Origin of the sequence: Rhizobium hidalgonense (genome assembly GCF_002914525.1) — a bacterium.
Lineage (GTDB): Bacteria > Pseudomonadota > Alphaproteobacteria > Rhizobiales > Rhizobiaceae > Rhizobium > Rhizobium hidalgonense.
The window spans coordinates 63,378-85,261 of the sequence record NZ_LODW01000093.1; the positions used below are offsets into that span (position 1 = coordinate 63,378).

Annotated in this window: 20 protein-coding genes and 1 pseudogene; 14 read left to right on the top strand and 7 right to left on the bottom strand. The window is 60.0% G+C overall.

Annotated features, from left to right (window positions below; all coding sequences use genetic code 11):
• Positions 1 to 258 precede the first annotated feature (258 nt).
• A complete protein-coding gene (locus ATY29_RS28165; RefSeq protein WP_003573069.1) occupies positions 259 to 585 on the top strand; it encodes a GYD domain-containing protein in 327 nt (108 codons plus the stop codon).
• Between the two features lie 97 nt (positions 586 to 682).
• On the opposite strand, the gene ATY29_RS28170 is transcribed toward ATY29_RS28165, so the two are convergent.
• On the bottom strand, positions 683 to 886 hold the full coding sequence (locus tag ATY29_RS28170; protein WP_097533462.1) for a hypothetical protein: 204 nt from the start codon (positions 884 to 886) through the stop codon (positions 683 to 685).
• Positions 887 to 1,252: 366 nt separating this feature from the next.
• Between ATY29_RS28170 and ATY29_RS28175 the strand changes: the two genes are divergently transcribed.
• From ATY29_RS28175 to ATY29_RS28190, 4 genes are all read left to right on the top strand, one after another.
• Positions 1,253 to 2,347, top strand: coding sequence for a septal ring lytic transglycosylase RlpA family protein (locus ATY29_RS28175; RefSeq protein ID WP_003573074.1), 1,095 nt, complete (start codon positions 1,253 to 1,255; stop codon positions 2,345 to 2,347).
• Between the two features lie 74 nt (positions 2,348 to 2,421).
• On the top strand, positions 2,422 to 3,615 hold the full coding sequence (locus ATY29_RS28180) for a D-alanyl-D-alanine carboxypeptidase family protein (protein WP_097533464.1): 1,194 nt from the start codon (positions 2,422 to 2,424) through the stop codon (positions 3,613 to 3,615).
• 131 nt (positions 3,616 to 3,746) lie between these two features.
• Complete coding sequence (gene tmk / locus ATY29_RS28185) at positions 3,747 to 4,427, top strand: dTMP kinase (protein WP_097533466.1); 681 nt, start codon at positions 3,747 to 3,749, stop codon at positions 4,425 to 4,427.
• A gap of 8 nt (positions 4,428 to 4,435) precedes the next feature.
• A complete protein-coding gene (locus ATY29_RS28190) occupies positions 4,436 to 5,461 on the top strand; it encodes a DNA polymerase III subunit delta' (RefSeq protein ID WP_097533607.1) in 1,026 nt (341 codons plus the stop codon).
• Between the two features lies 1 nt (position 5,462).
• Here ATY29_RS28190 and ATY29_RS28195 read toward each other — a convergent pair whose 3' ends face one another.
• Positions 5,463 to 6,251 carry a sulfite exporter TauE/SafE family protein gene (locus ATY29_RS28195; protein ID WP_003573081.1) on the bottom strand — a complete coding sequence of 263 codons (789 nt, stop codon included), beginning with the start codon at positions 6,249 to 6,251 and terminating at the stop codon, positions 5,463 to 5,465.
• Positions 6,252 to 6,485: 234 nt separating this feature from the next.
• On the opposite strand from ATY29_RS28195, the gene metG reads away from it, so the two are divergent.
• Genes metG through ATY29_RS28210 form a run of 3 tightly spaced genes read left to right on the top strand, consistent with a single transcriptional unit; the run spans position 6,486 to position 9,652 of the window.
• On the top strand, positions 6,486 to 8,036 hold the full coding sequence (gene metG, locus ATY29_RS28200) for a methionine--tRNA ligase (RefSeq protein ID WP_097533468.1): 1,551 nt from the start codon (positions 6,486 to 6,488) through the stop codon (positions 8,034 to 8,036).
• 4 nt (positions 8,037 to 8,040) lie between these two features.
• Complete coding sequence (locus ATY29_RS28205) at positions 8,041 to 8,823, top strand: TatD family hydrolase (protein ID WP_003573084.1); 783 nt, start codon at positions 8,041 to 8,043, stop codon at positions 8,821 to 8,823.
• A gap of 4 nt (positions 8,824 to 8,827) precedes the next feature.
• Positions 8,828 to 9,652 (top strand): MBL fold metallo-hydrolase, encoded by an 825-nt coding sequence (locus ATY29_RS28210; protein ID WP_025416198.1) that lies wholly within the window; start codon positions 8,828 to 8,830, stop codon positions 9,650 to 9,652.
• Positions 9,653 to 9,670: 18 nt separating this feature from the next.
• On the opposite strand, the gene ATY29_RS28215 is transcribed toward ATY29_RS28210, so the two are convergent.
• Complete coding sequence (locus tag ATY29_RS28215) at positions 9,671 to 10,276, bottom strand: TerC family protein (protein WP_097533470.1); 606 nt, start codon at positions 10,274 to 10,276, stop codon at positions 9,671 to 9,673.
• A gap of 286 nt (positions 10,277 to 10,562) precedes the next feature.
• On the opposite strand from ATY29_RS28215, the gene ATY29_RS28220 reads away from it, so the two are divergent.
• Together ATY29_RS28220 and ATY29_RS28225 are read left to right on the top strand one after the other, a co-directional pair.
• On the top strand, positions 10,563 to 11,252 hold the full coding sequence (locus tag ATY29_RS28220; RefSeq protein WP_097533472.1) for a hypothetical protein: 690 nt from the start codon (positions 10,563 to 10,565) through the stop codon (positions 11,250 to 11,252).
• 69 nt (positions 11,253 to 11,321) lie between these two features.
• A complete protein-coding gene (locus ATY29_RS28225; RefSeq protein WP_097533474.1) occupies positions 11,322 to 11,705 on the top strand; it encodes a hypothetical protein in 384 nt (127 codons plus the stop codon).
• A 19-nt stretch (positions 11,706 to 11,724) separates the two neighbouring features.
• Here the strand turns inward: ATY29_RS28225 and ATY29_RS28230 are convergent, their stop codons facing one another.
• The gene (locus ATY29_RS28230) at positions 11,725 to 12,246 is read right to left on the bottom strand and encodes a PAS domain-containing protein (RefSeq protein ID WP_097533476.1); all 522 of its coding nucleotides are present in this window, start codon (positions 12,244 to 12,246) and stop codon (positions 11,725 to 11,727) included.
• A 452-nt stretch (positions 12,247 to 12,698) separates the two neighbouring features.
• Between ATY29_RS28230 and ATY29_RS28235 the strand changes: the two genes are divergently transcribed.
• On the top strand, positions 12,699 to 13,391 hold the full coding sequence (locus tag ATY29_RS28235; RefSeq protein WP_097533478.1) for a DUF599 domain-containing protein: 693 nt from the start codon (positions 12,699 to 12,701) through the stop codon (positions 13,389 to 13,391).
• A gap of 154 nt (positions 13,392 to 13,545) precedes the next feature.
• Here the strand turns inward: ATY29_RS28235 and ATY29_RS28240 are convergent, their stop codons facing one another.
• On the bottom strand, positions 13,546 to 14,502 hold the full coding sequence (locus tag ATY29_RS28240) for an alpha/beta fold hydrolase (protein WP_097533480.1): 957 nt from the start codon (positions 14,500 to 14,502) through the stop codon (positions 13,546 to 13,548).
• A gap of 389 nt (positions 14,503 to 14,891) precedes the next feature.
• Between ATY29_RS28240 and ATY29_RS28245 the strand changes: the two genes are divergently transcribed.
• The 3 genes and pseudogenes from ATY29_RS28245 to ATY29_RS28260 all read left to right on the top strand — a co-directional run bounded on the left by ATY29_RS28245 (position 14,892) and on the right by ATY29_RS28260 (position 20,342).
• Complete coding sequence (locus ATY29_RS28245) at positions 14,892 to 17,042, top strand: mechanosensitive ion channel family protein (RefSeq protein ID WP_097533482.1); 2,151 nt, start codon at positions 14,892 to 14,894, stop codon at positions 17,040 to 17,042.
• Between the two features lie 214 nt (positions 17,043 to 17,256).
• Positions 17,257 to 17,731: pseudogene (locus tag ATY29_RS38570) on the top strand (helix-turn-helix domain-containing protein); the annotation flags it as partial.
• Between the two features lie 352 nt (positions 17,732 to 18,083).
• The gene (locus ATY29_RS28260) at positions 18,084 to 20,342 is read left to right on the top strand and encodes a bifunctional diguanylate cyclase/phosphodiesterase (protein WP_037092924.1); all 2,259 of its coding nucleotides are present in this window, start codon (positions 18,084 to 18,086) and stop codon (positions 20,340 to 20,342) included.
• A 30-nt stretch (positions 20,343 to 20,372) separates the two neighbouring features.
• On the opposite strand, the gene ATY29_RS28265 is transcribed toward ATY29_RS28260, so the two are convergent.
• Together ATY29_RS28265 and ATY29_RS28270 are read right to left on the bottom strand one after the other, a co-directional pair.
• Positions 20,373 to 20,738, bottom strand: coding sequence for a hypothetical protein (locus ATY29_RS28265; RefSeq protein ID WP_003573105.1), 366 nt, complete (start codon positions 20,736 to 20,738; stop codon positions 20,373 to 20,375).
• Between the two features lie 534 nt (positions 20,739 to 21,272).
• Positions 21,273 to 21,731: a pyridoxamine 5'-phosphate oxidase family protein gene (locus ATY29_RS28270; RefSeq protein ID WP_003573107.1), complete on the bottom strand. Its 459-nt coding sequence runs from the start codon at positions 21,729 to 21,731 to the stop codon at positions 21,273 to 21,275.
• Between the last annotated feature and the right edge of the window lie 153 nt (positions 21,732 to 21,884).

Consider the following 21,884-nt stretch of genomic DNA (forward strand, 5'->3'; position numbering starts at 1 on the left):
CTAGCTGAAAAGGTTGACCAATCAACATTTTGTTGACCGTCTGAAATCGGAGTTTGCTACCGATTTGCGACCCAATCACTCGATGGCTGGCTTTTTAGCAGCTTTGATAGCAGCGTCAACGTGCCCGGCAGCATTTGTCGGCATCTGCGCCGATTGCAGTGCCGGCGGATAGATCGTTGCCTGTTCCGCACATTGGAAATGACTGGCGTTCGCGCCGGCTTGGGCGTTTACTCTATTGTTCCGGCGGAGGAAAAAATCATGGCCATGTATCTCACGCGCTTCAGTTACACGCCCGACACATGGGCGCGCATGATCGAAAACCCCGAGGATCGCCGAGAGGCGGCCCGTCGTTACATTGAATCGGTGGGCGGCAAGCTCCACGGGTTCTGGTATGCCTTTGGCGAACATGATGGTTGGAATCTGTGGGAGGCGCCCGATAACGTGTCGATGGCGGCCGTCGCGATTGCTATCGGGGCGGGAGGGGCGGTCAGTTCCATGGAAACCACGGTCCTCCTCAGCGTCGAGGATACGATCGAAGCCCTGGGAAAGGCTAAGTCGGTGCGGTATCGTCCCCCGGCAGCGTAGGGGACGGACTGCTGCTTCTATTTGAAGATCGGTGCTTGGCGCGTATCTCGTTGCCGGCGCAAAGCTCTCTTTGAATCGCGCCTGATCTAGGAGAGATCTAGCCTCCGTCAGATCCGAGGCCCTTCGGACCGTTGAGCTGGTTCATATCCTCGCAGAGAGATCGGACTGCCTCCATGGTCACGGCGAGTGCCGACATCAGCATTGCGATGTCATTGTCTTGATCCGGCTGGGAAAGCGCTCGAGATCTGGCATGCAACTGCTGACTGACCGTGTCGAGTTGCGTCATGGTTTCAACGCTCATGGGGATCCTCCAAAGGCATAACCTTGAAAGCCCGTGAGAGACACTTCGTTCCCAATAGCCGCGCGTGAAGCCGTGGCGACGGCGTCATATTGAGCTTTTCGAGCGTTCTGATGTTTAGCATCTGCCCCGGATCGGCACGGGAATTTCAGACCTATTTGCGGCGGCGGCAGGGCAGGGCGGCAAGGCTCGCGTTAGTAATTTGTAAACCATAATCATTAGAATTGTCGCTATCGCTGCGAAATCGTTCGTAAATTTGCCACGAACTTCGCAAGATTAAAGCCTCGTTAGGCGGGCGGGGATAAGGCGTATTGGCCCGGTATGGGGCAAGTTCCTTAACCATAACGATCTTTGAGCGGCGTGGGACAAATGAAATTGGGATACGGGGCGGCGTCTTTCGCAGCGACAGCACGGTGGCTGGCGGTATCGGCGATGTGTGCGACGGTTGCGGCGTGCGGCACGACGCAGGCGGTGCCGAAGAAGAAAGCTCACGGCAAAGAATATTTCTCCGAATCCGAATATGGCGTGAAGGCCAGCCCGCGGGTCGCCACCGGCAACAATATTCCCAAGGGCGGCGGCCGCTACATCGTCGGCAACCCCTATGAAGTGAAGGGCAAGTGGTATTATCCGAAGGAAGACTTCGCCTATAACAAGGTCGGCGTCGCTTCCTGGTATGGCTCGGCCTTTCATGGCCGCCTGACGGCGAATGGCGAAGTCTACGACCAGATGCATCTGTCTGCCGCGCATCCGACCTTCCCGCTGCCGAGCTATGCGCGCGTCACCAACCTCGAAAGTGGCTCCTCCGTCATCGTGCGCGTGAACGATCGCGGCCCTTATCACGAAGGCCGCATCATCGACCTGTCGAACAAGACAGCCGACATGCTGGACCTGCAGCACAGCGGCACCGGCAAGGTGCGCGTGCAATATGTCGGCCGCGCCCGCATGGACGGGCACGACATGCCCTATCTGATGGCCTCCTACACGCCGAAGGGCAGCCGCATTCCCGGCGTCAATCCGGAAGGCCAGATCGCAACCGGCGTGATGGTCGCCTCCAACAGCCGCAAGATTACCCGCGACCAGTTGCAGAGTTCGGAAGATTACGAGACCCCGGCCAACGTGCCGGTGCCGGTGTCGGCGACCTCCTATGCCGGCTCGACGCCGAGCGCACGCTATAATGCGGCGCCCACTCCGGCTCCCGGTGCCCATGTCTTAGTGGCGCCAGCGGCATCGTCTGCCAGCAATGCCCCGCAGGCCTTCGACCAGATGGTCGTGCTGCCGGAGATCGGTCCCATGCCCTACGAACGGCCGCTGGGCTCTTTGGCGCTCGGTTACCAGAACGAGGATGTGAAGACGGTGACCGTCGATCTCGCCTTCGACGCCGTAATGGTTCGCAATGACGGGCTGACGCAGGAGTCGATCCTTGCCGCGGCCAAACGTCATCAGACCAAATTCGCCGCGCGCTGAGCGCTGCGATTGCATCGGATTTCCTCTCGCTCTAACCTTCTGACGACACGCCGCTCGATCGATGGAAACTCCCGATGCTGAAGCCTGTGCTTCGCCTGTTTGCATGCCTGTTACCGCTCGCCACCGGGGCGCTTGCGGCCGATAACGGCACGGCCGGTTTCGCCACCAAGGCGGCGCAGGCCTATATGATCGAGGCCGCCACCGGCACGGTGCTTCTCGCCAAGAACGAGGATCAGGGGTTTTCGCCGGCGTCGCTCGCCAAGCTGATGACGATGGATCTCGTCTTCGACGCGGTGACGAAGGGCGAGATCACCTTCGATACCGAATATCCCGTTTCCGAATATGCCTGGAGAACCGGCGGCGCGCCGTCGAGGACGGCAACGATGTTTGCCAGCCTCAAATCGAGGGTGCGCGTCGAGGATCTGATCAAGGGCGTCGCCATCCAGGGCGCCAATGACAGTTGCATCATTCTCGCCGAAGGCATGGCCGGAAGCGAGCAGCAATTTGCCGTGTCGATGACGCGCCGCGCTCGCGAGCTCGGCATGGAGAAGGCCGAGTTCGGCAATTCTACCGGCCTTCCCGATGGAAAGAGCAAGGTGACGGCGCGCGAAATGGTGACGCTGGCCACGGCCCTGCAGAAGTCCTATCCGAACCTCTATCCCTATTTCGCCCAGCCGGATTTCGAGTGGAACAAGATCTTCCAGCGCAACCGCAATCCGCTGCTGGGGCTCGATCTCGGCGCCGACGGGCTGGCAACCGGCTTTACCGAGGGGGAGGGCTATTCGATCGTCGCGTCGGTTGAGCGCGACGGCAGGCGGCTGTTTCTGGCGCTTGCCGGCATTGCCTCCGACAAGGAGCGGACGGAGGAGGCCAAGCGAGTGCTCGAATGGGGGCTGACGGCCTTCGAGAACCGGCAGATCTTCGCCGACAAGGAAGTGATCGGCGCTGCCAGCGTCTATGGCGGCACGGCGCGCACCGTCGATCTCGTGGCAAAGGCGCCGGTCAGCGTCTATATTCCGATCAGCAATCCCGACCGGCTGTCGGCCCGCATCATTTATCGCTGGCCGCTGACGGCGCCGGTAGAGCCGGATACTCAGGCTGGCACGCTGAGGATTTTCGCAGGCAGCCGGCTGCTCAGGGAAGTGCCGCTCTATACCGTGCAGGCGGTCGGCGAGGGATCGCTCAGCAGCCGGGCTGTCGACGCCATGCTGGAACTCGGCGAATCGCTGTTATTCTCCTGGCTTTGGGACAAGTCCGCGCCGGGTTGAACTGCGGCTGCTGACAGAATTTGCCGGGAAAGGTGAATATGTCGCCGCGGCGAAAGGTTTTCCTTCCTGCCGTCTTCGGATAGATAGAAGGGGCGGGGCGCGTGCGGCGCCTGGAATGCGGGAAGTTGTCATTGTCATCCGGTGCGGGATTGTTCGTTACGTTTGAAGGCGGGGAAGGCGCTGGGAAATCCACGCAGATCCGCCGCCTCGCCGAGGCGCTGAAGGGCGAAGGTCACGATGTGCTGGTGACGCGGGAACCGGGCGGATCGCCGGGTGCCGAGGCCGTGCGCCACGTGCTGCTGTCGGGGGCAGCAGAGGCCTTCGGCACACGGATGGAGGCGATCCTGTTTGCGGCCGCGCGCAACGACCATGTCGAAGAGGTGATCCGGCCGGCGCTCGTCGCCGGCAAGATTGTGCTCTGCGACCGCTTCATGGATTCTTCGCGCGTCTACCAGGGCATCACCGGCAATCTCGAACCCGATTTCATCGAGACGCTGCAGCGCATCGCCATCAACGGCGTCATGCCGGATTGCACCGTGATCCTCGATATTCCCGCCAGCATCGGGCTGGAGCGGGCGCAGAAGCGCGCCGCCACCGATGCGCCCGATCGCTTCGAGAAGGAGCGGCTCGAAACGCACGAGAAGCGACGCGAGGCCTTTCTCGATATCGCCGCCCGCGAGCCGGAGCGCTGCCATGTGGTCAATGCCTTGCAAAGCGAGGAGGCGATCGCCGTCGAAATCCTGACGATCGTCCGGCAACTCATGTCGCCTGAAGGCCATGCGCGGATGCCTGAAGCCGCTCATCATGAGTGATGGCCATTATGAGTGAAGAGAGACCCGGACTGCTCGACGGCGCCATCTGGCCGGCGGAAAATACCAGGCTGTTCGGCCATGAGGAGGCAGAGGTCTTCCTGGCGCAATCCTATCGCTCCGGCAAGGGTCACCACGCCATCCTGATCGAGGGGCCGGAAGGTATTGGCAAGGGGACGCTCGCCTTCCGCTTTGCCAATCACGTGCTCTCCTATCCCGATCCTGCCACCGCGCCGGAGACGATCGGCGATCCGGATCCTGCCTCTCCAGTCAGCCGGCAGATCACCTCCGGCGCCTCGCACAATCTCCTGCATCTTGCCCGGCCGGTGGATGAAAAGACCGGCAAGGTGAAGTCGGCGATCACCGTCGACGAGGTGCGCCGCGCCGGCAAATTCTTCTCGCAAACCTCAGGCACGGGCAATTGGCGGATCGTCATCATCGATCCGGCCGACGACATGAACCGCAATGCGGCCAACGCCATCCTGAAGATCCTGGAAGAACCACCAAAGCGGGCTTTGTTCCTGGTGCTCTCGCATGCGCCGGGGCGACTGCTGCCGACGATCCGTTCGCGGTGCCTGCCGCTGAAGCTGGCGCCGCTTGCCGACGATGCGCTCATGGCGGCCCTTGCCCATCTCGGCATAGCCGGCGAGGGCGGGGCGGTGCTTTCCGCCGCCAAGGGCAGCGTCGGGGAGGCGCTGAAATTATTGAACTACGGGGGCGGCGAGATCATCGCCGCCTATGACGAGATGCTGTCGGCGGAAGGGCCGGCGGCCCGCAAGGCCATGCATCGGCTGGCCGACGCACTTTCAGGCCGGGAAAGCGACACGATCTTCGATTTCTTCGTCAGCCATGTCGGCGACGACATCATGAACCGGGCACGTATTGCGGCTGGCGAGGGGCAGATCATCGCCGCAGAGCGGCTGGCGCGACTCTATTCCGAGATCACCGAGCGGCTCACCATTTCGGATGCCTATAACCTCGACCGCAAACAGACGATCATCAGCATTCTCGCCGACATCAAGCAGCCGGGCCTGTAGGTCAGCTGGCCAGCAGCTTCCAAGCGACGACGGCAAGGGTAACCGCAAGGACGATGCGGATGGTGCGTTCGCGCAGCTTCGGCGCCAAAAGGCTGCCGATGATGATGCCGGGGATAGAGCCGACAAGCAGGGCAAACAGCATCGGCCAGTCGATCTCGCCAATGAACCAGTAACCCATACCGCCGATCAAGGTCAGCGGCACCGCGTGGACGATATCGGAACCGACGATCTCGCGCACATCGAGCCTGGGATAAAGGACGAGTAGGATCGTCACGCCCAGCGCGCCGGCGCCGACCGAGGTCAGGGTGACGAGGACGCCGAGCAGGAACCCGAGTACGACGGTGAGGGTGAGGATGACCGCCGGCCGCGGCGGCGTACGATCGCCGATGGCGCGGCGCGCCAATTCGAGGATCGGGCCCCGGAAGACCAGCATGATCGCGGTCATGACGAGAAGCCAGCCGAGTGCTGTGGTGATCGTATTGGTGACGCCGATGCTTTTGCGGTCGACGCCCGCCAGCAGCCAGAGCATCAGCAGGGCAGCGGGCACGCTGCCGACGGCGAGAGCACCGACGATCTTCCAGTTGATGCGCCCATGCACGCCGTGAACCGCGGTGCCGGCGGTCTTGGTGATTGCCGCGTAGAGAAGATCGGTGCCGACCGCGGTTGCGGGATGAACGCCGAAGAGCAGCACCAGCAGCGGGGTCATCAGTGAACCGCCACCAACACCGGTGATGCCGACGAGCGCGCCGACGAACAGGCCCGAAAGCGAATAGAGAGGCTCGAATGTCAAGCAAGCGCCTCCGACGGCGCGCGGCCACGACTATCCCGGTAGATGAAAACTGGCACCTGCTTCTGTTCCGCCCTCTTTTTCATGAGGGGTAGATTGCGGCACAAGCTGAGTCAAGTTCACCGTGCCCACCTCCCGGAAATCATTGGCGAGGGTAAAACTTGATGTTTCGCTTGACGGTGACATGCGCTAAGAGCGGCTGACCATTTTTATAGAGTTAGCCGGACATTGGCCGCCATGACAGACAAGACACCCTTCTACATCACCACCGCGATTTCCTATCCCAACGGCAAGCCGCATATCGGTCATGCCTATGAGCTAATCGCGACGGATGCGATGGCGCGCTACCAGCGCCTGGATGGCAGGGACGTGTTCTTCCTGACCGGCACCGACGAACACGGCCAGAAGATGCAGCAGACGGCGCGCGGCGAGGGCATCACCGCCCAGGCGCTTGCCGACCGCAATTCCGGTGAATTCCAGGCGATGGCCAAGTTGCTGAATGCGTCGAACGATGACTTCATCCGCACCACGCAGGAGCGTCATCACGAGACTTCGCGCAACATCTGGAACCTGATGGCCGAAAATGGCGACATCTACAAGGACAGCTATGCCGGCTGGTATTCGGTGCGCGACGAAGCCTATTACCAGGAAAACGAGACGGAGCTGCGCGCCGACGGCGTGCGTTACGGGCCGCAGGGCACGCCCGTCGAGTGGGTGGAAGAGGCGAGCTATTTCTTCAAGCTCTCCGAATACCAGGAGAAACTGCTTGCCCATTACGAGGCGAACCCGGATTTCATCGGTCCGGCCGAACGCCGTAACGAGGTGATCTCCTTCGTCAAGTCGGGCCTTAAGGACCTTTCGGTGTCGCGCACGACCTTCGACTGGGGCATCAAGGTGCCGAACGATCCCGCCCATGTCATGTATGTCTGGGTCGACGCGCTGACCAACTACATCACCGCGACCGGCTATATCGAGGACAAGAACGGCCCGCGGGCAAAATACTGGCCGGCCGATGTGCACATCATCGGCAAGGATATCATCCGCTTCCACGCCGTCTACTGGCCGGCCTTCCTGATGTCGGCGAAGCTGCCGCTGCCCAAGCGCGTCTTTGCCCATGGCTTCCTGCTCAACAAGGGCGAGAAGATGTCGAAGTCGCTCGGCAACGTCGTCGATCCCGTCAATCTGGTGAACCATTTCGGCCTCGACCAGGTGCGCTACTTCTTCCTGCGCGAAGTCTCCTTCGGCCAGGACGGCAGCTACAGCGAAGAGGCGATCGGCATCCGCATCAACTCCGACCTTGCCAACGGCATCGGCAATCTCGCCAGCCGCTCGCTGTCGATGATCGTCAAGAACTGCGACGGCAAGATCCCGGAATGCGGGCCGCTCAGCGACGAGGACAAGGCGATGCTGGAGCAGGCCGACGCGCTGCACGGCTCGACGCGCGACGACATGAGCAAGCAGCAGATCCACCGGGCGCTCGCCTCGATTATCGCGGTGGTTTCCGAGACCGACCGTTATTTCGCCGGCCAGGCGCCGTGGGCGCTGAAGAAGACCGATCCGGAGCGGATGGGCACGGTGCTCTATGTCACCGCCGAAGTCGTGCGCCAGATCGCCATTCTGCTGCAGCCCTTCATGCCGGAATCCTCCGGCAAGCTGCTCGATCTGGTCGCGGCGCCTGCAGACAAGCGCGACTTCGCCGCTCTCGGGCAAGCCGGCCGTCTCGTTGCCGGAACGCCGCTCGAAGCGCCGACGCCGGTCTTCCCGCGCTACGTGGCTCCGGAGGCTTGAGGCCGTGCTGATCGATACGCATTGCCATCTGGATTTCGCCGACTTCGAGGCGGAGCGCGACGAGATCGTCGCGCGCGCCCATCAGGCCGGTGTCAGGCAGATGGTGACGATCTCGACGCGGGTGCGCAAGCTCGACGGGCTGCTTGCCATCACCGAGAAATATCCGTCGGTGTTTTGCTCGGTCGGCACGCATCCGAACAATGCCGATGAGGAGCTTGATATCCAGACGGAAGAGTTGGTCCGCTTGGCGAATGCTCATGAGAAGGTCGTCGCCATCGGCGAGGCCGGGCTTGATTATTTCTACGATACGCAGAAGCCTGAAGACCAGCAGACCGGCTTTCGCCGCCATATCGCGGCGGCACGCGAGACCGGGCTGCCGCTCGTCATCCACAGCCGCAGCGCCGATGAGGATATGGCAGCGATCCTGACCGAGGAAGCCGGGAAGGGGACCTTCCCCTTCATCCTGCACTGCTTTTCGGCCGGACCGGAACTGGCCAAGACCGGTGTCGAACTCGGCGGCTATGTCTCTTTTTCCGGCATTCTGACCTTCCCGAAGTCGGAAGAGCTGCGCGAGATCGCCAAGACGATTCCGCATGAGCGGCTGCTGGTGGAAACGGACGCGCCGTATCTGGCGCCGAAGCGATGGCGCGGCAAGCGCAACGAACCGTCCTATGTCGTCAACACCGCCGAGGTGCTGGCCGAGACGATCGGTCTTTCCTACGCAGAGGTGGCGCGGATCACGACAGAGAACGCATTGCGCCTGTTTACGAAGATGCCGAGGGTCTGAGAGCGTGCTCTACCGGCGGCGCTTCACCATTCTCGGCTGTTCGTCGTCACCCGGCGTACCGCGCATTACAGGTGACTGGGGCGCCTGCAATCCCGACAATCCGAAAAATCGGCGCACACGCGCCGCCTTCTTGGTGCAGCAATTTGCGCCGGATGGCGGTATCACCACCGTCGTCATCGACACCGGACCGGATTTTCGCGAACAGATGATCAGGGCAGGGGCCGATCATGTCGATGCCGTGCTCTACAGCCATCCGCATGCCGATCATATTCACGGCATCGACGATCTGCGCGGCTATTTCCACAATACGCGCCGCCGGGTGCCGATCTTTGCCGACCAATATACGATGGACAGGCTGCGCGAAGCCTTCGGCTATTGCCTGGAAACGCCGCCGGGCAGCAATTATCCGCCGATCGTGCTGCCTGTTGTCATCGAAAACCTCGACGAACCCGTCGAAATCCGCGGCCCAGGCGGCAAGATACAGTTCCATCCGCATATCCAGCAGCATGGCGATATCCACTCGCTCGGCTTCCGTATCGGCGATGTGGCTTATTGCAGCGATATCAGCGACTTCCCGCCGCAGACCGTCGACAAGCTTCAAAATCTCGATGTGCTGATCATCGACGCGCTGCAATATAGCTATCATCCGAGCCATCTGTCGCTGGAACAGTCGCTCGACTGGATCGGCCGGCTGAAGCCGAAACGGGCGATCCTCACGCATATGCACACGCCGCTCGATTACGACGTGGTGATGGCCGAGACGCCGGACCATGTGGTGCCGGCCTATGACCAGATGAGCTTCGAAACCGAGGTCAGGATCGGGGCTTGAGCCTCGATCCCACATTACCTAAACGTAGGGCATAACCTCGACGGCGCCGCGATAGATCATGTCGAGCGAGACGTAGAGGATGATCAGCAAGCCGACATAGGCGATCCAGCGATGGTTGTGCAGCAACTGGGCGATCAGGTTGGCGGCGATACCCATCAGCGCGATCGACAAGGCCAGACCGATGATCAGCACGCTCGGATGCTCGCGCGCGGCACCGGCAACGGCGAGCACGTTATCGAGCGACATGGAAACGTCGGCAATGACGATCTGGGTCGCCGCCTGGAAGAAGGTCTTTTTCGGGGCTCCCTCGGCGCCCGCCGCGTCGTGGTTGTTGCCATGGCCGGCGCGTAGCTCGCGCCACATCTTCCAGCAGACCCAGAGGAGCAGAAGTCCGCCGGCCAGCAACAGACCGACGATCGCCAGCAGATAGACCGCAACACTGGCAAAGAGAATACGCAGGATGGTCGCGGCCGCAATGCCGACGATGATCGCTTTTCGGCGCTGCGTGGACTCGAGTCCGGCAGCGGCAAGGCCGATAACCACGGCGTTGTCGCCGGCGAGAACGAGGTCGATAGCAATGACCTGCAGCAAAGCCGTCAGACCGGCTGCCGTAAAGATGTCCATATGAAATATCCCCAATGCGTCAATAGCCGTGCTAGCGTCTCGAAGGTATGACGTCAACCGCACAGCACCTTGAATTGCGGTGGCGCGGGACAACGATCTTCGATGCCAAACCGTTCCTCTTTCTAATGTCGGTGAGCCGCCAATGTGGGGGTGGGCGATGCCGCTGAGGCCGCCACCGCCTCCGGCGCATTGGCTTGGAACATTCCACTCGTCCACCTGTTTTTCTGATCAGGAAACCAGCCGCCGAATCGGCGGCGTGGGTCTATGCATCGAGAGGAGATTTCCCGTGAGCAGCATTTACAACGATACCAAGCCAGCCTTCTCGGGCCCGACAGGGGGCAGTAGCCTCACCGCATTTTTCGACAGTCGATCGGAGGCCGAATCCGCCGTCTCCCGTCTTGAAGATGCGGGCGTGCCGGTCGCGAGAATCAGGTTGATGCCAGACTATGAGGCGGATGAAAAAACCGCCGGCGCGATGAGCGGCGACCGCAGCGGCTTCTTCGACGCGCTGGCCGACTTCTTTTTCCCCGACGAGGATCGTGCGGTCTACGCGAAGGGGCTGCGGCGTGGCGGCTTCCTCGTCCAGGTCAATGACATCGATGACGCGCTCTATGAGACAGTCCACGATATTCTCGACGACGAGGGCAGCATCGACATGGATGAGCGGGCGGACCTCTGGTCGTCGGAGGGCGCATTTCAAGGCGCCTCGAACACGGGGTTTGCCGGCTCGACTGGAGGCGGCAAAGCTGCGGAAGATCTCGCCGTCTCCGAAAGCGCCTTCGAAGGCCGGGATTCTTCTGCCAATCCCGACGACCTGCATCCGGTTGCCACACGCGACACCGCGCATGGAAGCGCCAAGGTGCGGGCTTACACCTTCACCGGCGCCGGCTCGCCGTCGGGCGACGCCGACCGGCAATCCCAGAGCCAGTCACAAGATGGATCGCGACAGAGCCAGAGTTTCCGGCGCGATCATTGATATGCACGACCAAGGCCCGGCCGCTATGCCGGGCCTTGGTTCTCTTGCTAGTAGTTGGAGGACAGATCCATGCAATCATCCATCAACCGGGACGGCGTTCTTCCGCTCGACCCCGATGACCTGGTCGCCGAAGGCGAACCACCTTTTGCCGATGCCGCCACAGAGAGCGCGCGCCAAAAGGCCGACCATGATCTGGCCGTGCTGCGGCATGAAGTCAGGCTGTTGCGCGCCCGGATCGGCATGCTGCGCGAGGATGCGGAAGCCGCACTGAAAGCCAAGGCCACTTCGGTCGATGCAAACGCCCATGTTCAACTCGGCGACTATCCCTGGGCGAAGCTTGCCGCGGCTATGTGTGCAGCTTTCGTCGCAACCAGACTGGTTCGACGCCTTGCGCTGGGGGTGATGCTGACCGGATTTGCCGGTCATCTTTCCGAGGCGAGACGGTGGCACTGACAACCCCGTAAAAACGTCATCAATGAATCGGCGCGGGGTCGGCCGGCATCGGCTTGGCGAGTTCTTTCAGAATCGATTCAAGCGCATCGGCCGTCGTCTGCAGGCCGGATGATTGTGCAATTTTTAGAGCCGCCGTGCAGTGAGCTAACAACTCATCTTGCGGGGTGTGATCATTCGTCGGAAATACGATGCCCGCATAGTGTGACGGGTTTCCGGCTTCGTCCCGGAAGCAGCGGCCGAAGGCAGCCACGGCTACGATATGTCCACTTCGATCAAATACTCGATAGTCATGGCGGTAGGGATTTCCCGTGATCACCGAGTCTGAAATCGCCTTGGCCACGGATGGCTTGTCGTCCGGGTGAATTCGGTCGAGGTATTTTATGATCGGCAGCCCGGCGACGGTCTGCGCCGGATCAAGCCCAAAGAGAATTGCCAGCGCCGAATCTGCATAAACCGTGTCGGTCGCCAAATCCCACGTGAAGATACCAGGCTCTTCAGACAGAAATTCGGGCGTTCCGAAAGTCCCGCTGACAAGGTTCATTTCGCACCCCCAGTCTGAGCGGCCGGTTGACCAATCCCAGCACTTGCAAGAATACGACACGCCTGATCAAAGACAAAGCAGTACTATTTTCCTCCCGATTTTAGTCGCGTTCCACTCGACGCTACTGCAAGAACGTTCCGAGCAGCCTGCTTGTTAAGGCTCCACGCTTGATGGCTCAATCTGCGCCGCATAGTCAACAAGCTTGCCACCGAAGCGCGGCGCGGCGCGTATCGCGCCCTCGTCACATCGACGTTTTCGGGCTCGTTACACACCGCAAGGCGACGCGTAGCACGCGGCCGGCGTCCGCCACATAAACGCGTCACGCGCAGGCATCTGCCCTGGCGATCGTGCGCAGCGGCCGGTTACGATATCGCGGGCGACGATAGACGCTTGGAGCTGCTGTTTCCTCGAAGTAGTGTTTCCAGAAGATCCAGATTCAGTTCGAGGGCCCCATGGATTTTCTGAACGTCGCGGCAATCGTTTTCTTCCTTCTTGTCTGGGTGGCGCTCGAGCCTTTGATGGCAGTGGGTTGGCCGAGGAGAAACGACAGCCTTTCCGTCGATATGGTGCGGATCCGCACCGCCTGGATGCGCGAGGTTCTGACGCGAGACAATAACTTCATCGGCGACGCGGCGATCCTCGGGCACACGATCAATTCGGCATCCTTCTTCGGATCCGCCAACCTCATCGTCATCGTCGGGCTCAGCGGCGCGCTCTTCATGGAGCCGAACTATGGATCGGGTGGCGGTCTGATCGAGATGTTTGCCGCCCAGGATCCCGCCTGGTTTTTCCAGTGCAAGGTGCTCCTGATCATGGCCACGCTGCTTAGGGGACTATCCGATTTCATCTGGGCGGTCCGGCAGATCAACTATTGCCTGGCGGCGATTGGGGCGAGTCCGTCGCGCGATGAAGACAGGGACATTGTCAGCTGGACAAATGCGCTGACCCTGGTTTTGAACCCCGCGCTTCGATCGTTTAGCGTCGGGGTCCGGTCTTATTACTTCACCTTCGCAGCCGCCTTCTGGTTTCTCGGGCCGATCCCCTTCATCGTTGCGACCATTCTCAGCGTCGGCATGCTGGTCTGGCGTCAATCCTGGTCGGATGCCGCCAAAGGGATCATGGCCATACGCAAGCTGCTCGACTAGGGCCAAGACTTAAGTTCCGCTGGAGCGGAATTTGTCGGCATCGTGTGACAGCCGTGGTCCTCGAACAAAAAACAGAAACGGTGCCCGATGGTCCGCCTCGAAGCAATGCGCATGTGATGACCGTTGCCAGACTATTCAACACGATAATCAAGCATTATCTGAAGGATCTGTGGATATCTTCAACTGTTTGTTTCGGATTCTGAAGGTGTGGGAAGTGGCCGATACCCGGCCGGATATCGATTTTCGCACCGATTTTGGCGGCGAACTCGATGCCCATTTCCTTTTTGATGTAGAGATCCTTTTCGCCCCAGACCACTTTGACCGGCGTCTTCAACCACTCGACATTGGCCTCGAGGACGTTCTGGTCGCGGGTGAAATTCGCGTAATAATGGGCGAATGCGTCCGCCGAAGTGATCCCATCGAGGCTCCACGAACGGGCCATGTCTTGTTGAAGGTCGATCGGCAGATCGAATTGCTCCGCGGGCGAGAGGCCGCGCCTGTGCACGTTCGCAAGGATCTCCTCACTGGTCTTGTTCATGTAAGCGCGGGTCGGCGAGGCGGTCGGCTCAGCTTTGAGGTTCTGCAGGTTCTCCCACATATATTGCGGCCGGTCGAACGGCGCGAAGTCGCCAACGATGATCTGCCTGGCCATCGTCGGCTCATCGAGAGCAAGCAGCAGAACGGGGAGGGCAGCGATATCGGTCGCGTAGATCACGAGGCTCGACCGGTCGATGGCTCCCCGTTCGATATAGGCCTTCAAGACCTGGGCATACGCCCTTGGCGCATAGGAAAACCGTTCCAAAACCGGCCGCGACGACTGGCCGTAGCCCGGCCAATCGAAGGCGTGGACGTCGTAGTCGCGAGCAAGCCTTGTTGCGATGCCCTTCCAGACGCTCAGCGTTTCCGGAAACCCATGCAGGAAAAGTACGGTGCCTTTTGTCGCCGGAGCCCGGACAATCATTCTCCTCAGCGTCAGGATCTCGTCGATCTCGATGGAGTCAACGGCCGCGTGCGCGGCTCCTCCAGACGCGGAAGCGAAGGCTTCGGCGGCGCCGAACGATGGAGTTGCTGCGACCGATGCGGCAGCATGTGCGATGTTGTTCTCAGACATATGCGGTCCTTTCGTGAACGACGGCCCAAGCTCGAAAATTGGCCAGCCCCCAGAATAGGTAGACACGGCGCCAGCGCATGGTAGCCGCCGGAAATGAGAGGCACCCTCTCGATGACGATTGCGGACCAGGCCCGATGTTTCGGCATCGAACCGCGCCGGGAAGCGGGGCAGGGTATCTTTCCCCTTCGAAGTTACCCACGGAAGATAGACTCGGGAAATTTATGTCCGCTCCAGCCGCGAGCGTTTGTCGCTTCCGAGCGTCGCTGCAACATATTGTCTGCGTCCGCCAGGCCGGTCGTCGATTGACGTTGATGATGCAACGCTTCACAAAGTGGCGAAGTTCTATCGACTAGACAACAGCGCGACCACTTCGCGGGGACCACAGCGACATGCGCATCAACGACGACCGTCATTTCTTCGGCAGAGTGTTCACATTGCTGACGGTGGTATTTTCAACGCTTCTACTCGCCAGCGCAAATCCCGCGCCAGCGGCCGAGCCGACCAATTCCTCGGCGCCGATCCGGGTTATTATCGAATTGCCGAATGATGATTCCGGCCGCGCGCTGGTCAATCGGATCGTTCCCGGCAGTCAGGAACCCGTGCTGCCGGCGGCGGTCCCGCAGGGGGCGCCACCGCCGTCGATTGCCACCTCATTACAGGATTTGCGCCAGAGGCTGCTCGTGCTCCTCAATGCAGTGCCGACCCTCCCGGGACAGATTCAGGCGGCGGTCCGGGTCTTCCAGACGGATAACCATATCGACCCTGTCGGCCTGATCCTGGCAGTCATACTCTTCATAGCTGGCGGTTTCGTCGCCCAACGCCTGGCCTGGTGGTCGGGGCGGGGGCTTCTGCATTTTGTGCTGACCGCGCCTGCCGACACCGTCCGACAGCGGATCAAGCTCCATGCGGGCCGGCTTTCGATGGGTGTCCTCGCCTTGATCGGCTACCTGATCGGCAGCCTCGGCGCGTTTATTCTCTTTCCGTGGCCTGCGGTGTTTCGCGATGTTGCCCTCATCCTGTTATCAGCCGCGCTGATGGTGCGCCTCGGCGTACTTATCGGCCGCATCGTCATCGCGCCGGGCGCCCGCCTGCCGCATATGCGGCTTCTGACGCTTGTCACCTCGCTTGCCTGGTTCTGGTACTACTGGCTCCTCGGAATCGTCGCGGTACTGGCAGTTGGCTGGGCCACCATCGAAGTGATCCGGACGATCGGCGCTTCACCCATCCTGGTCGACCTCTTTACCGCGGCGTGGCTTGGCGTCGTTTCAATCGCGCTGATCGTCATGATTTGGCTAAGGCAGTTTCGTTCCGACGGGCCGCCGGTGAACCGGCTGGTCTGTGTCGGCTTCAGTGCGAGCATCGTACTATCGTGGTTGTTGTGGGTGTCCGGGCTGCGCGGTGCCTTCTGGACGATGCTCGTCATCGCGCTTCTGCCGCTGACCGTTTCGGTGGTTCGCGATATCATCGGTCGCATCATACAATCGGGCGGCGAGCACGCGGTGGACGATCCGGCCATCGTCGGATGGTCTGTTGTCATCATGCAAACGCTGCGGAACGGCCTCATCGTGGTCGCTGCGCTTCTCATTGCCCGCGCTTGGGATGTCAATCTCAGTGACCTTGCCGCCGCCGAAACGGTGACCACGCGTTTGATCCGCGCAGGCATCCGCATCGTTATCGTGCTGCTGGTGACCGACGTCATCTGGAAGCTCGCCAGCACGCTGATCGACAGTCAGATGGCGGTGGCGTCGCGAAACGCAGAGGCCGGGCATCAGGACGGACCGGAAGCCCGCCGTCGTCAACGGTTGAATACGCTGCTTCCCATTCTCCGCAATGTCCTGTTCCTGGCGATCGGAGCTGTCGGCTTCCTGATGATCCTGGATGCCGTCGGCATTCAGATCGGACCGCTGCTGGCAGGCGCCGGCGTCGTCGGCATAGCGGTCGGATTCGGTGCCCAAACACTGGTCAAGGACATCATATCAGGTGTCTTTTATCTGTTCGACGACGCGTTTCGCATCGGCGAATATATTCAGGCGGCAAAATATAAAGGGACGGTCGAAGGTTTCTCGCTGCGATCGATCCGCCTGCGACACCACCGCGGTCCGGTCACCATCGTCCCGTTCGGCGAACTCGGCGCTGTGCAAAACCTCAGCCGCGACTGGGTGATCGACATCATCACGCTCACCCTGAATTATGACAGCGATCTCGAAGAGGTCCGCAAGACCATCAAGCGCATCGGCGTCGAACTGCTGGAAGATGCCGAGCTCGGGCCCAACATCATCGAGCCCTTGAAGATGCAGGGAATCGAGCAGATGGCGGATTATGGCGTGCAGATCCGGCTGAAGTTCATGGCCAAACCCGGCGAACAATTCGGCGTTCGCCGAAAGGCGCTCGCCATGCTGAAGAAGACATTCGCGGAAAAAGGGATCCAGTTTGCAACCCCGACGGTTCATGTTTCCAACGGGACGGCCGATGCAGCAGCGTCCGCCGCCGCAGCGGAGTTGCAAAGGCCAGCCAAAGTCATCCCAACACTGCAGGAATAATTGTGGCGTGCGATCGTCAAAATGCAGTTCGACCGGGCCCAGAGCCGGGCCGTGAGACGAGCGATGGAGATAGGCCATTGTAATCAAAAGATATCTTTGTGTTCCATAATCTATCTTATGCGATCTTCTGATGTAGCCGCAAAGTTGAAGTGTCCTGTTTCTGCAAAGTTGGAATGTCACACTCCCCGCGTTTTGCTGACGTGGGAGATTGCAGATGGGATTGATTGCGATGAGCGAGCGCGATCTGCAGCGGATCGAGGTTCTGTCGACGGTGATCGCCGGTCGGATGACGCTGGTGTCGGCGGCGCATGTGCTTGATTTGAGCGAGCGCCAGGTGCGGCGGTTGTTGGGTCGCATCCGCACAACCGGCGCGGCGTCGATCCGCCATAAGGCGATTGGTCGGCCGTCGAACCACCGGATCAGCGATGGCGTTCGGGATCAGAAGACCCGTGATCAGCGTCTGAGCGTCGTTCAGGTGCTGCAAGCCTATGATCAGGCCGGTCCAGACGGTCTGGTTTCGAAGAAGCGATCGCGCCCGAGCAACCGGCGTCACAACGATGATTTCCGCAATGCGGCGCTGGAATCTGATCCGCGAAGACTATCTGGATTTCGGTCCGACACTGGCGCGTGAGAAGCTGATCGAACTACATCAGATTTCAGTCGCCAAGGAAAGGCTGCGCCAATGGATGACCGAGGCCGGCATCTGGGTCTCGCGGCGCGAAAGCAAGAAGCGGGTTTTTCAGCCGCGCGGGCAGAGGCCGTCGTTGGCGCCCTCACCTGCCCGGTTCGCCAGTGCCAATCAATCTTATCGCGGCTTGGCACGCGCGCCGCACGGCAGAGAAATTCAAATACAATATTTTTGAATATCTCGACGCAATCTCCAACCGACCGTCGCCGATCGCTGTCGCTGCACCAGCGTGCTGAAAGCAAGAGGCGGCGACATCCGAACCGGATCGGCTTTTCTCCCAGGCCGGCCGGTTTAGCGTTGCCTTAAAGAAACTGTGCAAGGATGCAGGCGTGTCCATCCGCGCCGGCAACCAGATGAAGTTTCTTAGAAGTCCAAAGATAGTACGTGGCCTCGCTACTTCCACAGCCAGCCATGCCAGCGCATTTGCTCCGGCAATATTCGCGGCAATGATTGCAGTCATCATCGTCTGGGTTGCAACGAACTGGCGGCTGGAGCGCTCGCTGGCCGAAGAACGCTCGATTGTTGCCGGCGAGCTTGCCACAATATCATCTCGGCTACAGACCAACCTCAATAGCAATGTGAAGCTGCTGCAAGGGCTGGCAGCCGGTATCGCCGTCGATCCGACAATGGACCAAAACGGATTTTCCAAACTTGCGGCGCAGATACTGCAGCCCGATTCACAATTGCGCAGCTTCGCTGCGGCGCCCGACATGGTGGTCAAGTGGGTCTATCCGGAAAAAGGAAACGAAAAGGCCATCGGGCTCGATTACCGAAAAAATGAGAAGCAACGGGCTGCCGCGATGCTGGCGCGCAACACCCACAACATCGTTCTGACAGGCCCGGTGGAGCTCGTCCAAGGCGGAACTGCTTTCGTCGTCAGGTGCCCGATTTATAACAATGACGGAAACAGCCAGGTCTTTTGGGGTCTGCTCTCCGGAATCATAGATATCCCAAGACTCTATAGCGATAGCGGCCTCGGATCGACCGAGCTTGAGATTGCCATCAGCACCGTGCCGGAGCCAAATTCGGCGAAACAGGTTTTTCTCGGAAATCTGGAAACCTTTTCGAAGCAGCCGGTCGTGACATCCGTTGATATGACTTATGGCCGATGGACCTTCGTCGCCGTGCCCAAGCGGGGATGGGGACAAAATAGCGGGATAGGCATTTTTGAGTTTTATGCGAGCCTGTTGGCGTTGTGTGTCGTTGCGCCGATCATTTGGGTCGGCCTCCTGACCAAATCCCGTCAAAGAACGATTGAAAAGCTTCGCCTTCACAAGAAGAAGCTCGTTCGAGCGCGGCAACGGCTGGAATATCTGTCGTTGCACGATGCGCTGACGGGGCTGGCGAACCGACGGTTTGTCGACCAGATGATCTCGCAACCACAGAGACCCGGTGGAGAACATAGTCTGATCCTCATTCATATCGACCTCGACCGATTTAAAGAGATCAACGACACGAAAGGACATGCCGGCGGCGACATGGTCCTGCAAACTACGGCTTCGCGCCTCGCCGATTTGACCGGTCCAAACGACGTCGCGGCTCGGATCGGTGGAGACGAGTTCATCTTCGCCCGGTGGAGCGCCGATCCCGAGACTGAAGCAACCGAATTGGCCAAACAGATCGTCGACGGCCTCCAGCGGCCCATCCTTATCGATGGGGCAGAGTATGTGGTCGGAGCGAGCGTCGGTGTCGCCTGGGAGACTGAACGTGCCCGCGGGCGGGATCTTGGTCAGTTGCTTCTGAATGCCGATTTGGCTCTCTACGAGGCGAAAAAGACCGGCCGTGGCCGCGCGGCCATCTTCACCGAAGAGCTTCGTAGCGCTGCAATCCATTCAAAAGAATTGGCGGATGAGTTCAATCAGGCGCTCGACCGCGATGAACTTGTCGCCTTCTTCCAACCGCAGTTCAACGCAGATACGTTGGCTATCGCCGGCGTCGAGGCCCTTGCCCGCTGGGATCACCCGCGAAAAGGTCTGCTCGGCCCGAACAATTTTCTTGACGCCGCGGAAAGACTGGGGCGGAGCGGCGACATGGATAGGCTAATCCTGCAGAAGGCCCTGTTCGAGCTTACGAGATGGGATAGTCTGGGAATGCAGATCCCGCGTGTCTCAGTCAATATCTCAGCGCGCCGCCTGGCGCAGCCAAATCTGCTTGCCGAGCTGTCCGAGCTTCCCGTATCGAAGGGTCGACTGTGTTTCGAGTTGCTTGAGACAATTTCCTTCGACGAGCTTCAGCCTGCGCTCAATGATATCATTGCGATTATCAAAGAGCTTGGCATTGAAATCGAGATCGACGATTTCGGCACGGAACATGCCAGCATCATTAGTCTGCTTCGATTTGAGCCGCGGCGACTTAAAATCGACCGCGAAATTATCAAACCGATCATAGCTTCTCCGTCTCAACGCCGCCTGGTTTCCTCCATTATCGAAATCGGCCGGTCACAGAACATCGACATCGTTGCCGAGGGCGTGGAGACAATGGAGCACGCGAAGATCCTGAAAGACCTTGGTTGCCATTTGTTGCAGGGCTATGCTCTAGCGCGACCAATGACATCGGAACAGTTGATCGAATTTTGCAGCATGAAGGACAAAGGACGGACGGTGGCAGGCTGAAGAAACCCCGCCAGCCTAGTCTAAAGCGCGCTAACGACGAGATGGAGCGTGCATTGCCCGCAGCCGGCGAATTGTTTCGCAGCCATCGGTCGTTTTCGAAACCGCGGTCTTCCTGCCGGCTGCTTCGGCGGCCGCATCCACCAGCTGAAACGCATATTCGACGGCCGCTTCCATGTCGTCCTGGCAGAGTTTTTCGCCGCGGCAGCGGGTCTCAAGCAATCGTCTGACCCGGCGTTTGACGATTGGAATGGCGGCGGAAGCGGAGTGAGCGAGGAGCTGTCGCAAGCAGCAGGTCGCCACCACTTCGCAAACCAACAGCTTTCCCTCGATTTCGCCGAACGTCGGTACGGCGAACCGCGCTCCTCCAGTCTGGCAGTCACGATCTGTAACCAACATCTTCGTTCTCCCGTCACTTCACCCCTTTTGGCCGCCCTCTTCAGCCGACGATGTCCCTTGCAATGCCTCCTCCCAACACATCAACGCGTCCGCATGTCCACTATACGCCTCCAGAGACTGGATGGTTGCGCGTATGGCGATTCAATCCCCTTTTATCCCGACCCTGCGCGCTCCTCCCGTGGCGAAACCGTCCCAGCATTCCCTCGGCATATAATAGGATCGGATCTGTGATCGTCTTGCTCTAACCTGCCAGCCGATCCTACCCTGCTCGAACACGGCCGCTTTGCGTTAAATCAATGAATGATCGAGTTCTTGCAGGCTGCTGAAATCGGTGCATGTCACCCTTGTCGATCCGCCGGCATCGTCCTCGGCGGCCGCCAGCTCGTCATGGGCGCCTATATCATCCTCGGCTGCAGCAGCGTCTTTTCGGCGGCGTTGTGCGATCGATGGTCGAAGGCAAACTCAAATTCCGCTGTTTCTCGCCCCTGAACAAATCGCCCGGGATCGTCCGGGCACCCTTCCCTGGCGACAGTCTCAGTCAACCGAGAGCGCCGTTCGACCGCTCACCTCCCGGGCGACTATGCCGTAAAATATATGTTCGGAGACCGAGCCCGTCGGTTGTTCCTGCAGCTTCAACGCGCCGATTTCCCACCAATCGAAGTGTTTTTGCAGCAACGACCAGGCCTGCAGCCTCTCACTGCGCCAACGGTCTGTATCCGGGAACTCCTCGAACCTCCCATCGACGACGACACTCGTCCAACCCTTGCCTGTGCCGCGCCGGTCGATTTGCAGACAGACATTTTCGTTCGCGCGCATCCAGTCGACCTTTCTGCCCGGCATTGAAAAACTATAGATCGTGGTCTTTGCGTAGGCGAAATAGATCGGGACCACGTAGGGTCGGCCATCTTTGCAACAGGCCAGATGGCCAAATCGGGACTGCTCGAGAACGGCGGAGCATTCCGCCGGGGTCAGGTCTTTCAGGATGTAGCTCATCGGTGGCTCCCTCCTCCATGACGACATAGCAGGCTCGCGCTTTTACGCTCAATCCGCTTTGATCTTAATCAATGCGCAATTTCATTGCCCGAGGCGCCTCTCCGGACACCAACTGCTTTCCGCTCCTGCACCGGGCGTCAGGTAACTTAGGCA